Consider the following 15,484-nt stretch of genomic DNA (forward strand, 5'->3'; position numbering starts at 1 on the left):
GGTGGGCGATGTTTGAATTCGATAAATACGAGATGCATTTGCATGTGGATCGGAATCTCGCTCCACTACAATCCTATACGCCTGTTCAGGACGTTGCGAAGATGTCCTTGCTCATGTGGGGGGAGCATTGCATAGAATGCGCCGCCCCCGGCTGTTTCGCAACCTGTGATCTCTACCAGAGCAGACCGGATCAACGTTGCAGGCGCCTAACCTATGGCATGTATCGCAACCAGCGCTTCCCGTCCGCTCGCGGCTATGGAGCGGAGGTTACATTCAAGCAATGGGGCAAGATCGAGGCCCGAGGCAATACCCTGATGCTGCCTGCGACGGCCGCCTTATTGGCCGAACGCATGATCGGTTTGGTTGCGCCGCTTACCAATGCGGCGGGCGCGATGATGTACCGGTTGACGCGTGACATGCGCTGGTCATATCTCGAGTATGCGCTTCTTGAGCGTTTTGCCCGCTGGATGCACCGGGTAAGCCGCACGGACTCCAAACCGGATTTTTTTCTGCTCGAAGTTTACAACCCGGCGGATGTGCCGATACGAATGCAGCTGAATATGGCGATTTCCAGCGGTATGATGAGTAAGCAAACGCAACTCACGAAGCTTCCCCTGCCATTTCGTACCTCGGTCGTATTTCCCCCGGGATACTCGCGGCATGAGTTCGGCTACCAACAATTTTCGATGATTACCGAGTGCGGTCTCCCGTTTGACATCGCCATTATTCCCGACGGGGAGACCGCATCACGTGTTGTTTTCCTTACCGCCGATTTTATCGTTCACCACAAGACTGAAAGCGTGCGGAGTTCAAGTACTCCAAAGATAAAGTGCGTAGTATGGGATCTCGACAATACGATGTGGGACGGAATTCTGCTTGAAAATGAGGCGGTATCATTGCGCCCCAAGGTACTTGACTTGCTGCGCTTTTTTTATGAACGTGGAATTTTGCTCAGTATCGCGAGCAAGAATGACGAGGCAAGCGCATGGCGGCGCCTCGAAGAACTCGGCATAGCGGACTATTTTTTGTATCCCCAGATCAATTGGCTTCCCAAGAGCGAAAATGTCAGGATCATAGCGGAACAGCTCAACATCGGCCTGGATACTTTCGCTTTCATTGACGATAATCCCTTTGAACTGGAGGAAGTTTCACGGGCATTGAAAGGAGTCGATTGCGTGAATGTGGCCGACATCGACCGCCTTTTTCTGGATCCTCGCTATCAGGGAACGAATAGCGAGGAAGCGAAGAAGCGTAGCCAGTTTTACAAAGAAGAATTCGTACGCAAGAAAAGTGCAGCCAGGTTTGGCTCGGATTATCTTGGATTTTTGGCTGCATGCGAGATCAAGCTTTCCATCGACGCCTATGCGGCCGATGATCTGGACCGTGTTTCCGAACTCGTCCAGCGTACCAATCAATTAAATTTTTCCGGGCGCAAATACGCCAGGGACGAGATACTGCCCATTCTCGCCGATGACGAGGTCAGGAAATATGTGCTTCGTTGTAGCGACAATTTCGGTTCCTACGGCGCGGTCGGATTCGCCATCGTTCGATTCGTAGAGCAAGAGATACGCATCGAGGACTTTATGCTCTCCTGCCGTGTGCAGGGAAGATTTATCGAACAGGCATTCTTCAACTACCTGGTGGTTTCAGAAAGCGACCAGAGGCCGCAGAGCTTATGGGTTAACTTCAAGCCCACGGGGCGCAATATCCCTGCCCAGCAAGTACTAGAAAGTCTGCATTTCGAGACATGTTCGCCGGAAAAGGGTCTGCGTGTCGATCTCAATGTCCACTCACTCGATTGCACGTTTATTTCCGTGGGATCCTTGTCCACAAGTGAATCGGGTTCAGGCAGGGTGGAAGCAAGTCATTAAACCGGATGTTTCATAGCATCCGGGTTAGACCGCTATTGGGCTGCCGCGATTCGAGACGGTCCACCGCCATAGCGGATATTGAACCATTACGATGGCCCCGATGAGAGCGCTCCACAGCGCAATGTATCGAACTGCCAACTCCCCCGGTCCGGCCAGATGTGAGCGATCGCTGCTCAGCAAGAACTGCAATGCGGAAAACACCTGGTTATATTTGACGATCACCTGTTCCGTCCCGAGATAAATCGCCAAATAGGCCAGAGCGCCGGAAGCCAACACCCATGCGACCGCACTGGTCCGCCCTGCTATCCCGGGAATCAATGCCAGCGTGGCTTTCGCCCCACCAAATGAAATTCCTGCCATAGCCAGGCCGATCAGCAAGAACGCGCCTACGCTGCCATTGCCGGCCATCAGTTCAACCAGGTTGTCTGTGGAGGCCACCATCACCACGATGTAATAGGATATCGGTAGAAACAGGCAGGCGCCGATCGCCCACCCCAACAGCGCGGATTGAGCCCCATTCGCACCGGGAAGGAGGCGTTTTGCGGCGATAACGGCGCCCGCCGTGGCAGCAACACTCCAGAGACTGAACAATGCCAGAAAACGGCCGATTATTTCCCATTCCCAAGGCCAGTGCAAGACAGGCGCCCCGACGATGTCGTGAATACTCTCGCTTGGCACCGCGGACCATAGCAGCAGCCACGCAATCGAACCATGCAGTAATACCAGGGGCGGAAAGCTGAGCAGATATAGCTCTCCCCGCGCCAGCCATTGCACAATCAGTATCGGAAAGCCCATAGCCCAATACAGCAGGGCTACAAGCAATAGCAGTGATCGAAAGGGATGCCCCTCGTATACCAGTTCACGCACATTGTAGGGTATCAAGGGTGACCGCGTAATCAACCAGCCGATCGCCACGCACATCCCGATCCCGATCGCCATCGAAGCAAGTGCGTGTTTCCCGCTCGTCCCTGTGGGAACCGCCACTAAAGGGCGTGGCTGCGATACCGGTGTGACTGTTTCCTGCCTTGCGGGGTCCCCATGTTTTTGCATCACCGACAATGCCCAGCCAACCAGCAATAACAAAATGGGTTCTGTTACATCTGCGGTGCGGCCCAGCAAACCCATCTGCGCCAGCTCGATCAAACACGACCACACCACCAGCCCTGCCGTCGCCTTGGCGATACCCATGCGGGTTCTTTGCAAAAGCCATAGCAAGGCCGTGTAAATAAACAATGACTGGACCAGTCCCCGAGCACCGGTTTCCATGGATCCCCGAAGCATGGTTGCAAAAGGGATCCCATTGAAGGTTCCACCCGAAGCGGGAGAAAAAGGCGTTAGTGCGATAATGCTCCAGGCGATTAACAGCAGCCAGAACGCCGCCTCGAAGAGTTTTGCGCGACCGAGGCGCGATAGCACCAGACAACCCGCATAGCCTGCCAGCGACCCAATGAGAAGCGATGCGTCCAATGTCAAATTGACGATCACAACCTTACCCGCCCACACGAGTGCGAGTGCGCCTCCCAGCCATGCGGCGGGCTGCCGTCCCAGCGCCACGAAAGCGCTACCTGCGACGAATGCGCCGGCCGCATGCATAGCAGCTGCCGAAAAGGAAATATTGAATTCAACGAGAAGCGGCTTCAGTGCATCCTTGAACTTTTGCCAATCCAATGTGGGTACCAGCGGCAATAACTCGGTGAGCAGCCACAATATCAAGACCAATAGAGGTACCAGCGACGCAGCATCGAATGGATGTGCGCTTCCTGGCGAGCGTTTTCCCAGCACATGCGCCGCCGCCATGCCTGACAGCATACCTGTCATATTCCAGAGCACATCCGCCAGTGCCGCGGAACGGGAAGGAAGCCAAACCTGCGCCAACTGAAGGATAAATGAGTAAACAAGCGCGAACAGAAGTAACCCGGCGACACGAATCGTGGCATCGCCTCTGCCTGAGCCGAATAATATACCGGCCACGCCGAGCGGGAAGAACAACGCAATATTCCCCAACAGATCGCCTGGAGAGGTGAATAAACGCCAGTCGGTGAGGAATTGCTTTACAGCCCCGGCGTCCGGCGTGGAAAAATTGCCGGGATACAACGACCCATAGGCAATCAATACCGTGATCACTGACAGAATACGCATTTTTTCTATTTTCTATCGAGTATTTTGGATTAAGGAATGGCCTGCAAATGACGGCTCATCATCAGGTGTGACGGGTACTGGCTTGATTTCCAGTGCCGGCAGCCAGCGAGGTCTGTCTCTATCGAGTGCATAGGCGCCTATTCCACCTGTGCCACGCAAACCTCCATCAAAATCCAGATCGGCTTGGGGATAAGCATCAAAGCGCATGCTGTCACTGGTGCGCTTCTGCAACTTGGTATTCGCCGGCATCAAATTCATTGCGCCCAAAGGTGCGAATGGCCGGGTAAGATAATTCCGCGCGTCGTTAAATTTACCGGTCAGATTTGTCTCCAGGGAAGCACCCCGCACCGGCATTCCCGCGAATACGATATTGGCCATAACGAATTGCGGATGCGCTGGATCGCCCTCGCGCCGCGCGAATGTTATGCCTGACCCGCGTGCTATCACGGTATTGTAGAAAACGCTTATCGCGCGTGTCGTGTCATTGTGCGGCTGAATCCGTATCGCATCGCCGAAATGATTCACAAACAGGTTATTGTAGAGCGCGATATTGCCTTCGCCCTGGAACAATGCTTCATGCAGGTTCTGATAAAAGAAATTACCATAGATGAGATACCGGTCGTTTGCTCCCGGCCCTGTGAGCGGCCAATGCCCAACCAGCATATTGGGTCTTGCCATCTCCTTGGATCCGCCATGTGCCTTACTGAAAACATTGTGACGGATGATCGTTGCGTTATCCTCGTCCGGTATGCCGGGTAAAACCGGGCGGGGCTGCTGATGCTTGATCTGCAGGTTATAGCCATGCGTATCAATGATCAGATTGCGGTCGATCATGCCCCCGATAAATGGTGCGCGCCCATCTGAATTACCGAGGTAAAGGCCTGTTCCGGCGCCTTCGATCACGTTGTTGCGAATCACCCAGCCCCAGGCCGGGCATTTGGTGGAAATGCCAACCGTTTGCTGATTGTTTCCATGGCCGCGAATACGCAGCCCATCAAGCGTGATGTGATGTGCCCAGTCCGCGTAGCCTTCGCATTTCACTCCATCCACTCGCAGATTACGGCCATCGAGAACCAGATTGCGAATGGTGATGTAACTCGAGTTAACGATACTGACCGTGTTATGTCCGGGCCGCGCAATAAACACCGCATGCGGTTCCCCATCCGGTCCAGAAATCGTAATCGGGTTTTGCTCGGTACCATGAAGCTGCTGAATAGGCAGGCCGTCCCTATATTCTCCCGGCATCAACCGTACATAAGCGCCTGGCTCCAATTGCTTGAGTCTGGCGCGATAGGTGCTGGGGTCCACCGTGTAGGTGGCTCCGGCGAAAGCAGGCGATATGCCGGATAGAACGCCAGCGATTACAAAAAACAACCGGAAATGCCGGATACCAATTGATTTGATCACATTAATACATTTGGTCCTTCAGACATTTCTATGGGTGAGTAGTAAGTTATCACGCATGGTCTTCAAGGAGGGCATGCGATGGAAAGCACCGAGTTGTACAGGCAACTGCTGGGGCTGGCGGCCCCTTGGACGATAGAGCGAATCGAATTGGACATAGCGTGGCAACACGTGGAAGTACATGTTGGGCACCTGGCGGGCCAGCGGTTCGCCCGTCCGGAGTGCGGACGTGAGTTGGGGGTGTATGATAATCTGACGGAGCGGGTGCTACGCTTAACACAATGAACATAAGCCATACCAGATACGGAAAATTGTGATGCACTTTTGCAGTCTAATTCTGAACTACTCTATTTTTCGGGGGAGAAGCAATCAAGCCGATACTAAAACGCACTCATAGTACTCATTCATAGTACTATAAAGTTTTGGAAAATGATTCAGCAGAAGTGAAAAGTGGCTTTACTTTTCAGTACGTTTGTTTGTACCCTCCACCTATAGCTGCCCTCAGGATTCGCCTTTCGAAGGGTTTACCGTAGAGTCGGCCGAGAGGCTGGAAAAAGTCGAGTGATGACGTTGCGTAAACCCGGGCGCTGTACGGTTCGGAATTGGACACGGGATGAGGAATACGCATTCGGATTTGAGGACGATTTTTGTTCCTTTCATTTGAGGAGGATGAGGGCATGCATACGTTGAGTGTACGGATCAAACAGGGAAATCCGAAGTCTGCTTTCAATAAAGATAGGATTCAAGCATCGTATCTAGCGTTTGCTTCCCTCCTGATCGCGAACGCATTCCCCAGCTTCGTCGCGCAAGCACATGCAGTAACGTCCTTCGAGCGTTTGTCCTCGTTGCTGGCGGCCACGCCGGAAGGCGGCTGGGTCAAGGCAAGCACCAATTTTTATTCCGATGCGTGGCCGACCGGTGCCGATCGAGTACAGTTGGCGAGTGTCCAATTCCCTGGTGCAATTGTGCGCGCATGGAGTTCTTTCGCCTGGGATCCGTCCGACGGAAAGTTGATGCTCTGGGGGGGCGGCCATGCGAATTACGCAGGGAACGAAATGTACGTGTGGGACGGCGCTACGGGCAACTGGGGGCGCGGTTCCCTGCCGAGCAAGACAGATCTAGATGGTATGATCATCGGCGGCACTGCACCACAATCCGCGCATACCTATGACAATAATCTCTATCTCCCCGTCAACGATATGTTCCTGACATTTGGCGGGGCAGCCATTAGGACCGGCGGCAATTTTCAGACGATGGACGGCACAACTCTAAGACGTGCCGGGCCTTATTTATGGGACCCGGTCAAGGCAGACCCAAACAAGGTCGGGGGTAGCAACGATTCTGGCTGGAATCCCGATAATGCAGCCCAAAACGGCAACATGTGGCTCGACCGGCACGATCATTGGACCGGCTCCGAGGCCCCTGGTTACATAAATGGTACTACCGCCTATGCCACCGAGAATGGGCAGGACGTGGTCTACCTGACTGCGGACCGGCAAGCTTCAGGGTTTCCGTCGCTTTACCGCTATACTCTCGGCGATGTAAGAAACGGAGGTCAAGATAAATGGGAGCACATTGGCGTGTCGATTAACACGCTTGGGTCTAAAAGCACCGCAACGATCGATACAGAACACAATCTTTATATTCAAACCGCTCTTGTTCGCGAGTCTTATACATCCGACTTGACGATATGGGACCTGGATAAGGCTAATGCCGCTGATCCTCACAGCAATCCCGGCATCGGAATCAATCTGGTTAAGCAGGATGGTAGTGAATTCGTAATGACAGGTAATTATGGCGTTGATTACGATAAAATCAATAACCAGATTCTTCTATGGGATGGCAACGGTGGTGGCGGGACGGTCTGGTCGACCGTGGTTATCACTGACGAAGCCGGCGATATCGGTTCCAACACTACCTGGACTGTCTTCGAACATGGAAGCTCAACCTTGAGCCACCCTCACGGCAGTTTTACTACTGGAGTTCTCGGCAAGTGGCATTATGACGGATCACTAGGCGCCTTCATCGCCCTGGACGAGCTTGCCAGTGCGGGCGGAGGAGCGTGGGATGCGAGTGTGTGGTTATACAAGCCAACAACAGTTGTTCCGGAGCCGGAGACATACGCGCTTATGCTCGCAGGGCTGGGTCTTATCGGATGGGTTGCGCGCAGACGGTCCCATAAAGACCGGCGCCATGATCATAATTGAAGAAGGGAAATCTTCCCAAGTGAATCTGTAGATGCGAAGATACAATCCAGGATCAATGAGGTGAAGCCAGAGTTCAGGATCGTTTTCATATAGGTCATTACTCACGTAAATGCTGTGGATTGTTAGCGGGTTGTACGAATCGTCTCCAACAATTACTATTTGACGAAGCCAAATCGTCACACTCAGGAATCGTATCGAAGTTGCTATCGAAAATCTCCGGTAACCATTCCATTTATAGCATTTAGCGACCACCTCATATAAGCTAAGGACCTAGGCTGTTTTGTCCTCGGGAATTGCACTTCATCGGCAACAATTCCAAACGAAAGAGCTGATCCTTAATGGCCCATCATGATCAAAAGCCTTCTGCTCATTGTACTCCTGCTTCTCCCCCAAGCTGTCACGGCCGCAATTATCCTGGTCGGCCCGAACGAGAGCATTACCCGCATTGCCGATGCCGCGCACGTGGCCGGTGCTGATTGCCGATGGCAAACATGCGGGAGGTAAAGCCATCTGGGTCATTCGCAATGGCAGTTTCCTGATCGAGAACATCGAATTCCGCAATGCAGGCCTTCCCGACGGCAACGGTGTCGGCATTCGCCTTGAACGCGGTATGCTGCATGTGAATGTTAGCAACAAATAGAACTGTCCGGTTTGGTAGCAAATGAATTGTCCGCTTTCTAACGCACTGAATAGTAGCATTAATTCAGTGTGCAGCTGTGGCGACGGACTTACGCAACAGCCTTGTTTGTCTGTTTCAATTCTTTGCCTAGTGCATCATAATCGGCGAGTTTCCGTGGTCCGTGAAAGACTGCCAGCTGTCCATCCGGATAGCGATGGGCTCGCACCTTCGCCCTTGACGTAATGACAGTGGGGGCGGTCAGGTGGGATTTGCAGCACCAGGTTCTCGAAGCGCACGCAATTATCATTGCCCACCGTGCGCTCGAATTCCTCGCACAGAATGTCATCCAGTCCGCTTCCGATCCGTGGCATGAAGGCGCTGCTTGCTTCCGCGGCCGGTTGCATGAACTCGGCGTTGAATGCCGGGCGATACACGCTGGCCAATCTCCTGCACCCATTCCGTCTGTCTCATGTCCATCTCTCCTTCGGGATAGTATAAAACCGGACAGTCATTTCCTATAGATCCGAACGGTTTATTTGTTCTTTACAAGCAATCAAGCCGGTATTGCGCACGCAGTATTATCCGGGTATAGTAAACGCAACTTTGTTGCAATACCACCCCTTATGCCTATCAATTTTCAGGAACAGGCGGAATCGATGATCCGGCGTACCGGCGAGCGGGCGACCTCTGGTAGGATTCGAATTCTTGCCGTTTTGTTGGCGGAGCAACGGGCTATTACGCATCATGAAATTGAAGAACGCCTGAGCGGTGAGCAGCGATTGGATCGCGTCACGCTCTATCGTGTGCTTGAATGGCTGAACAAAAGAGGTTTTGTGCATAGGGTGGCGAGTGATGATCGAGTATGGCGTTTTCGCGCAAATTTCGATGCCCATTCACACCAGCATGCGCATTTTAAATGTACCCGTTGTACAACGGTGATTTGCCTTGATGATCTGAAAGCCAGATATGACGGTCCGTTGCCGGCCGGTTACCGGTCTCAGGCGGTGGAGCTGATAGTCAAGGGCCTGTGTGCCGAATGCGCATAATAGAACATTCAATTCATAGAATGCGGTATTCATATGCCGATGTCAGGGAATACCGTTCCATGGGGTTGCGGAAAGGATTATTCCTGATTCTGGTATTGGTGTTTTCGCTTGTCCCGGTTTTTCAGGCGACGCATGCGCTTACGCACGTTGATATCATCGGCGTGGTTCAAGCGGACGATCATGAACAAAACGAAACCGGGCCAGACTCCGATCTTGACCGAATTTGTCTGGACTGCGTGGCTTTATCGGCTTTTAGCATTATCCCTCTCATCCTGATCCCCCTCTTTCTGGATCAAACAATACGACAGCTTCCGCCGCTCCTGAAATTTAGACATACCCTCCCGGGTTTTTCATTCCCGTATCTCACGCGCGCTCCTCCGCGAGTGTAATCCTTCTGTTGCTTAAAATCGAGCAGCCCTGACCGGTTCCGTCATTTGACGTTTATTGTCTGATCCGGGCTGTATCCGGCCACAAGAATAGTGGCAGCCGGAAACCGACGCAGTAATGCAACTAAGTTGCGTAAGAGTCGTCCTTTCCATGCATTCAAGAAGTCGGTATGAATGATTCAAGTTGTAACGTATCAGCGGTACTTTCGCAACACTTGGGCGGAGTACTCAAGGAATTCCTGAACAAGCTGCTGATCTTGCCAGCGGGATACGTGATGGCGGTTTCTTGGGACAGGCCGTCGCAGGGACGAGAACGGTTCGTTCAAAGCTTTCCCGGATCCGCCATCATTCTGTTGGTACCCGTTGTATTCAGTGTAGCGTCTGTTCAGGCGCAGGATATTGGCAAGGACAGTGTCCTGCCGCCAGTTGTAGTGACCGCCACGCCATTCGAGAATCGTAGCGAGCTTGATACGGCTCAGCCTGTTTCAGTGCTGCGGGGCGAAGATTTACGCCGTAAGCGCGAAGCGAGTCTGGGCGATACCCTCTCCCGAGAGCTGGGTGTGGCCTCAAGTTCCTTCGGACCGGCTGCGGGCCGTCCGATTATTCGCGGTCTGGATGGCCCGCGTATTCGGGTTCTGGAAAATGGAATCGGTACCCTTGATCTGTCGGCCATCAGCCCGGATCATGCGGTAACCGCCGAATCGCTCAATGCATCCCAAATCGAGATTCTCCGGGGGCCGGCAACGCTGCTCTATGGTAGTGGTGCATCGGGCGGGATAGTCAATGTCGTATCCGGGCGCATCCCGAATCAGCTGTTCAAATCACCAAAAGGCGATATCGAAATACGTGGCAACACAGCCACAGAGGAACGTACCGGGGCTTTCAACGCGACCGGCAGCATCGGTGGCCGGGCTTCCTGGAGCGTAGGTGGCTTCAAGCGCAAAACCGGGGATTACCATATTCCCGGGCGGGCGGATGAGAGCAATCCAAGCAGTAAGAAAGGCATCGTCGAGAACAGTGCGATAGATTCGGACGGCATATCCGCGGGAGGGTCCCTTGTCGGCGAAAGAGGCTTCATTGGCGGATCGATTTCGCGGCTGGAGAGCAAGTATGGCATACCCAGCCCTGAGGGTTCGAAGATCGATTTGAAGCAGACCCGTTATGATTTGTCAGGTGAACTGGACAAACCCATCATGGGTTTTGACAAGCTCAAGATACGTACGGGGTATAACGATTACAAGCATAACGAAATCGAGGGGACCGGGGAGATTGCCACGCGGTTTAAGAATCATGGACTGGAAAGCCGTGCCGAGCTTTTGCATGCACCCATCGCAAACTGGAAGGGGGTATTCGGCGTCCAGTTTCAGGACCGTAATTTTTCCGCTTTGGGCGAAGAGGCTGTGGTGCCGGTCACGAAATCACGTTCAACCGGCATATTCCTGGTCGAAGAGCGCAACTGGGACCGCTGGCGTCTGGAACTCGGCGGGCGCATCGAGCGTGCCACGCAAGACCCGCAGAATAACGCCAATCCATCGCGCGCATTCAATCTTTATAACGTTTCAGCTGGCACTTTATGGAAATTCATGGAGGGCTACGGACTTGGTTTGTCAGCAACCAGGGGGCAACGCGCGCCATCTACGGAAGAGTTGTACATAAAAGGCGCGCACCGCGGCACCGCTACCTTTCAAACGGGCGATGATACTTTAGGCGGCGAAACAACCAGCAATATCGATCTCACATTACGCAAAAACACCGGCTCCATAAAATGGAAAATCAACGTATTTCATAACTGGATCGACAATTATATCTTCGTGCGTAGTGCCGACACCAATGGTGACGGCGTGGCGGATCGCGTCGACGATACGGGTACACTGGATCCCAGCGGCGAATTCCTGGTACAGAATTTTGCGCAGACGGGAGCAAGATTTTTCGGTGCCGAAGCTGAGGTGATTTTCACCTTGAAGCCTGATGCCACCGAATTACGGCTGTTTACCGACTACGTGCGCGGAAAACTGGATATGGGGGGTAATGTCCCGCGCATTACACCACAGAGGTTCGGGCTGGAACTCAATCATAAGGTGGGCCCCTGGACGGCTAACGTGAATGCATTTCATGTGATGCGCCAAAACCGCGTGGCGGAACTCGAAACCAGTACGCCGGGGTACACATTGGTCAATGTCGACGTGAGTTACCGCATCAAGGAAACCAAATCGAATGGCATTAAAATTTTTCTTCAGGGCAAGAACCTGCTGAACGAAGAGATGCGCGTGCACACTTCTTTTCTGAAAAACTTTGCACCACTGCCCGGAATAGCCGCGGTAATAGGGTTGAGAGGCGAGTTTTAGCGTCATCGCGCCAAATGCATTCGTCAACCGCCGGGAGACGTGTTTTAGCGCCCAAACAAGACGCCGGCAACATTTCAATATCCGTCCGTCTGTTAAGCCCCGGCAGAATGTGGCACACTTCGGCATTCCTTATATTCCGGGTAGTTAATCCGTGTCTCCCTACGAACTCTTCATTGGTCTACGCTACACCCGTGCCAAACGCCGTAATCACTTCATTTCCTTCATCTCCCTGATTTCCCTATTAGGAATTACTCTTGGCATGACGGCACTGATCACTGTCATGTCGGTGATGAATGGATTCCAGAAAGAAGTACGGACACGCATCCTGGGCGTCGCCTCTCACATCCAGATAAGCGGTATTGACGGCAAGTTGGCGGACTGGCGCCGGGTTGCGGAAGAGGCGCTGCGGCATCCGCTGGTGGAGGGCGCCGCGCCTTATGTCAGCGCGCAAGGCATGGTATCGTTCGACCAGGTTGTCAGTGGCGTTGCCGTAAGAGGCATCGAGCCGGCCATGGAGGATAAGGTGGCCGACCTGGCCCGGATGATGATAGATGGCAGGCTTGACGAACTGATCCCGGGGAGGTTTGGCATCGTTATCGGCTCGGAGTTGGCACGAGTCCTGGGTGTATTTACGGGGGACAAGATTGTACTGATCTCGCCGCAGGGCCAGGTAACGCCGGCCGGCATCCTGCCGCGCCTCAAACAGTTCACCATTACCGGCATCTTCGAGGCGGGGCATATGGAGTACGACTCGAGCCTGGTGCTGATCAACTTGTCGGATGCACAAAAGCTCTACCGCATGGAGGATGATCAAGTATCGGGTGTACGGCTGAAGCTGCATGATCTCTTCGAGGCGCCGCAAGTGGCGCGAGACCTTGCACCGATGATTTCCACGGAGGTTCATATCAGCGACTGGAGCCGCCAGCATGCCAATTATTTTCGTGCGATACAGATCGAGAAGCGCATGCTGTCGCTGATTCTCGCCCTTATTATCGCCGTCGCGGCCTTCAATATCGTCTCGACCCTGGTGATGGCGGTGACCGATAAGCAGCCCGATATCGCTATTCTGCGCACCTTGGGTGCAAGCCCGCGCAGCATCATGAAAATCTTCATCGTGCAAGGCACCCTGATCGGTGTCCTCGGCACCATGCTCGGCGTAATCAGCGGCGTGTTGCTGGCATACAATGTGTCGTCGGTGATCGCGCTGATTGAGGGCCTGTTCAGCGTGCGATTCCTTTCACCGGATGTTTATTTCATCAGCGACATTCCATCCGACCCACAAATGAATGATATTGTGGGCGTGGCAGCGGTATCGTTCGCGCTGACACTGCTGGCAACGATTTATCCGAGTTACCGGGCCTCCAAAGTCAATCCCGCGGAGGCGCTGCGGTATGAGTAAAACCATTATTTCCTGCCGCAACCTGCGCAAGAGTTATTTCCAGGGAAAGCTGGAGGTCCCGGTGCTTATGGGCATAGACCTTGATATCCTGGCAGGTCATACCCTTGCTATTGTCGGGGCCTCGGGTTCAGGAAAAAGTACGCTGCTACACGTGCTGGGAGGATTGGATGCCCCTACCGGCGGCGATATCCGCATCATGGGGCAGAATATAGCGACCGTCAATGAAGAAGAAAGATGCAAATTGCGTAACAGATCGCTGGGTTTCATTTATCAGTTCCATCATTTACTACCGGAATTCAGCGCACTGGAGAATGTCGCCATGCCCCTATTGATCCGGCGCATCAGCAGCAGCGAAGCATATGACCAGGCGGCGGAATTATTGAAGCAGGTGGGCTTGGGCCATCGCCTCACGCACACTCCCGGAGAACTCTCGGGTGGCGAGCGGCAGCGTGCGGCGGTGGCACGTGCACTAGTGACTCAGCCCGCTTGCGTCCTTGCGGATGAGCCTACCGGAAATCTCGACCGGCACACGGCGGGAGGCGTATTCGAATTAATGCTTGAACTCAACCGCAGCGTGGGCGCAAGCCTCATCATTGTCACCCACGATCCGGAACTGGCCAAAAAGGCAGGGCGGACATTACAGCTGGAAGACGGCTTGCTGGTTGAATAAAAATAAGAGTCGCCGGGGCTTATCGCGACTAGAATGAGAAATGAGCAGTCGACTGCCGAATCCAGATTTATAAATCAGTGCCGCCGTTTCGCCCGTTTTCGCCACTCATAAATTATATAGAGCCGCCACGTTACACGCACGGCAAAATATCCGATTACGGAAAGCAGCAGCGCCAACAGCAATATCCCCACCAATAATGGCTTGCCGAGCGACATTACCCAGTCTATCAGTGCGGGAACCCATTCACTGATATTCTTATCCATCAGGTGCAAATCGGTCTGGGGCATATTACCTGTGCCGTTACCCATGACAAACTCGCCAATGGCGTAGGCGACGATATAGATCGGCACGATGGTGAAAGGATTGGAATAAAGTGTGGTAGCCACCGCCACGGGGAGATTTACCTTGAAAGCGATCGCAAACAAAGCGGCAAAAAAGAACTGTACCGGATTACTGCCGGGGATCAGTCCGGCAAATAACCCGGCCGCAACGCCGCCCGCTACTGATCGCCGATGCAGATGCCACAGATTGTGATGTTGCAGATGTTTACCGAACAGCCCGACAAACCGGTTTTGACGGACGGTTTCGTGAGAGGGCAGATATTTTTTGAAGAATTTTCGCGGCACGGGAAGAGTGTACGAAAATACCGGCGCTTCATGCAAACATAATAAGCTGGCCGTCAGCCGTCATACCGGTATCCGCCTGGCAAGAGCGCGCGGCCGTATGGGATTCAAGCGCTCGATAGCCCTTTACCTTATTTATAAATATCTTAATACGGTGGTTCAGTTCGCCGTAGAGGAACAATCTCCTCGTTCTGCTTCAGTAACTTCCCCCATGTCCATATAGCTCCGGTAGACCACGAGAACCTGATGCGAGCCTATATTCTTGCGTTTGTCTTTGGGGTGGGACTGTTGCAGCAACAGGCCGAACTGCCGGACTTGCTGTGGGCATGGCTCCTCGTGCCGGGTGCGGTGGGTGCATTTTTACTTTGGCGTTGCCGGGCCGCCATTTTTTCCATCACTGCAAAGATTCTGCTTGCTCTGATTTTCTTGGGTGCGGGGTTTTTCTGGGCAGCGGCGTTTGCTCAGTGGCGTCTGGCGGATGCACTTCCGCATGAATGGGAGGGACGCGATATTCAGTTGGCGGGAGTGGTGGCAGAGTTGCCGCAAGCCAATGAAAACGGCTTGCGTTTTGCTTTTGACGTGGAGCAAGTGCTAACGGAAGGCGCGATTGTTCCCAAGCGAATTTCCCTTGCCTGGTATAACGAGCGCCACAAGCACGCGGAGAATTCCGGGTCTGTGCTACCCCGGATCAATGCGGGCGAACGCTGGCAGATCACGGTGCGTCTCAAGCGTCCGCACGGCAGTGTCAATCCACACGGTTTCGATTTCGAGTAAT

Annotated in this window: 13 protein-coding genes; 9 read left to right on the forward strand and 4 right to left on the reverse strand. The window is 53.4% G+C overall.

Features of this window, described 5'->3' with window-relative positions; all coding sequences use genetic code 11:
• The first annotated feature begins 8 nt into the window (after positions 1-8).
• On the forward strand, positions 9-1,871 hold the full coding sequence (locus BLO43_RS09145; RefSeq protein ID WP_090906808.1) for an HAD-IIIC family phosphatase: 1,863 nt from the start codon (positions 9-11) through the stop codon (positions 1,869-1,871).
• A gap of 24 nt (positions 1,872-1,895) precedes the next feature.
• Here the strand turns inward: BLO43_RS09145 and BLO43_RS09150 are convergent, their stop codons facing one another.
• Both BLO43_RS09150 and BLO43_RS09155 read right to left on the reverse strand, forming a co-directional pair.
• Entirely contained in the window at positions 1,896-4,010 is a 2,115-nt protein-coding gene (locus tag BLO43_RS09150; protein WP_090906809.1) for a VanZ family protein, read from the reverse strand.
• A 12-nt stretch (positions 4,011-4,022) separates the two neighbouring features.
• Positions 4,023-5,417, reverse strand: a complete 1,395-nt coding sequence (locus tag BLO43_RS09155; RefSeq protein WP_254773405.1) for a right-handed parallel beta-helix repeat-containing protein — start codon at positions 5,415-5,417, stop codon at positions 4,023-4,025.
• Positions 5,418-5,495: 78 nt separating this feature from the next.
• Between BLO43_RS09155 and BLO43_RS09160 the strand changes: the two genes are divergently transcribed.
• The 3 genes from BLO43_RS09160 (at position 5,496) to BLO43_RS09170 (ending at position 8,261) form a co-directional block, all read left to right on the forward strand.
• The gene (locus tag BLO43_RS09160) at positions 5,496-5,699 is read left to right on the forward strand and encodes a hypothetical protein (protein ID WP_090906811.1); all 204 of its coding nucleotides are present in this window, start codon (positions 5,496-5,498) and stop codon (positions 5,697-5,699) included.
• Positions 5,700-6,091: 392 nt separating this feature from the next.
• Positions 6,092-7,621, forward strand: coding sequence for a PEP-CTERM sorting domain-containing protein (locus tag BLO43_RS09165; RefSeq protein WP_090906812.1), 1,530 nt, complete (start codon positions 6,092-6,094; stop codon positions 7,619-7,621).
• Positions 7,622-8,072: 451 nt separating this feature from the next.
• Complete coding sequence (locus tag BLO43_RS09170) at positions 8,073-8,261, forward strand: hypothetical protein (RefSeq protein WP_090906813.1); 189 nt, start codon at positions 8,073-8,075, stop codon at positions 8,259-8,261.
• Between the two features lie 134 nt (positions 8,262-8,395).
• On the opposite strand, the gene BLO43_RS09175 is transcribed toward BLO43_RS09170, so the two are convergent.
• Positions 8,396-8,683 (reverse strand): hypothetical protein, encoded by a 288-nt coding sequence (locus tag BLO43_RS09175; RefSeq protein WP_217628056.1) that lies wholly within the window; start codon positions 8,681-8,683, stop codon positions 8,396-8,398.
• Positions 8,684-8,863: 180 nt separating this feature from the next.
• On the opposite strand from BLO43_RS09175, the gene BLO43_RS09180 reads away from it, so the two are divergent.
• From BLO43_RS09180 to lolD, 4 genes are all read left to right on the forward strand, one after another.
• Positions 8,864-9,286 carry a Fur family transcriptional regulator gene (locus BLO43_RS09180; RefSeq protein WP_090906814.1) on the forward strand — a complete coding sequence of 141 codons (423 nt, stop codon included), beginning with the start codon at positions 8,864-8,866 and terminating at the stop codon, positions 9,284-9,286.
• A 556-nt stretch (positions 9,287-9,842) separates the two neighbouring features.
• Positions 9,843-12,017, forward strand: a complete 2,175-nt coding sequence (locus BLO43_RS09190) for a TonB-dependent receptor (RefSeq protein WP_254773406.1) — start codon at positions 9,843-9,845, stop codon at positions 12,015-12,017.
• A 151-nt stretch (positions 12,018-12,168) separates the two neighbouring features.
• Positions 12,169-13,416: a lipoprotein-releasing ABC transporter permease subunit gene (locus tag BLO43_RS09195; RefSeq protein ID WP_090906816.1), complete on the forward strand. Its 1,248-nt coding sequence runs from the start codon at positions 12,169-12,171 to the stop codon at positions 13,414-13,416.
• On the forward strand, positions 13,409-14,086 hold the full coding sequence (gene lolD, locus BLO43_RS09200) for a lipoprotein-releasing ABC transporter ATP-binding protein LolD (RefSeq protein WP_090906817.1): 678 nt from the start codon (positions 13,409-13,411) through the stop codon (positions 14,084-14,086). The genes BLO43_RS09195 and lolD overlap by 8 nt, the downstream gene beginning before the upstream one ends.
• 74 nt (positions 14,087-14,160) lie before the next feature.
• Here the strand turns inward: lolD and BLO43_RS09205 are convergent, their stop codons facing one another.
• Positions 14,161-14,748, reverse strand: coding sequence for a DUF2062 domain-containing protein (locus BLO43_RS09205; protein ID WP_254773407.1), 588 nt, complete (start codon positions 14,746-14,748; stop codon positions 14,161-14,163).
• A gap of 207 nt (positions 14,749-14,955) precedes the next feature.
• Between BLO43_RS09205 and BLO43_RS17250 the strand changes: the two genes are divergently transcribed.
• Positions 14,956-15,483 (forward strand): ComEC/Rec2 family competence protein, encoded by a 528-nt coding sequence (locus BLO43_RS17250; protein ID WP_368086137.1) that lies wholly within the window; start codon positions 14,956-14,958, stop codon positions 15,481-15,483.
• Position 15,484: the final 1 nt, after the last annotated feature.

This window comes from Nitrosospira sp. Nsp13 (assembly GCF_900101945.1).
Taxonomy (GTDB): domain Bacteria; phylum Pseudomonadota; class Gammaproteobacteria; order Burkholderiales; family Nitrosomonadaceae; genus Nitrosospira; species Nitrosospira multiformis_D.

Bases quoted from the DNA above. Each gene is read 5' to 3' on its own strand.
- BLO43_RS09190 (WP_254773406.1), top strand. From the start codon at position 9,843: ATGAATGATTCAAGTTGTAACGTATCAGCGGTACTTTCGCAACACTTG.
- BLO43_RS09165 (WP_090906812.1), top strand. From the start codon at position 6,092: ATGCATACGTTGAGTGTACGGATCAAACAGGGAAATCCGAAGTCTGCT.
- BLO43_RS09160 (WP_090906811.1), top strand. From the start codon at position 5,496: ATGGAAAGCACCGAGTTGTACAGGCAACTGCTGGGGCTGGCGGCCCCT.
- BLO43_RS17250 (WP_368086137.1), top strand. From the start codon at position 14,956: ATGCGAGCCTATATTCTTGCGTTTGTCTTTGGGGTGGGACTGTTGCAG.
- BLO43_RS09150 (WP_090906809.1), bottom strand. From the start codon at position 4,010: ATGCGTATTCTGTCAGTGATCACGGTATTGATTGCCTATGGGTCGTTG.
- BLO43_RS09145 (WP_090906808.1), top strand. From the start codon at position 9: ATGTTTGAATTCGATAAATACGAGATGCATTTGCATGTGGATCGGAAT.
- BLO43_RS09180 (WP_090906814.1), top strand. From the start codon at position 8,864: ATGCCTATCAATTTTCAGGAACAGGCGGAATCGATGATCCGGCGTACC.
- BLO43_RS09170 (WP_090906813.1), top strand. From the start codon at position 8,073: ATGCCGCGCACGTGGCCGGTGCTGATTGCCGATGGCAAACATGCGGGA.
- lolD (WP_090906817.1), top strand. From the start codon at position 13,409: ATGAGTAAAACCATTATTTCCTGCCGCAACCTGCGCAAGAGTTATTTC.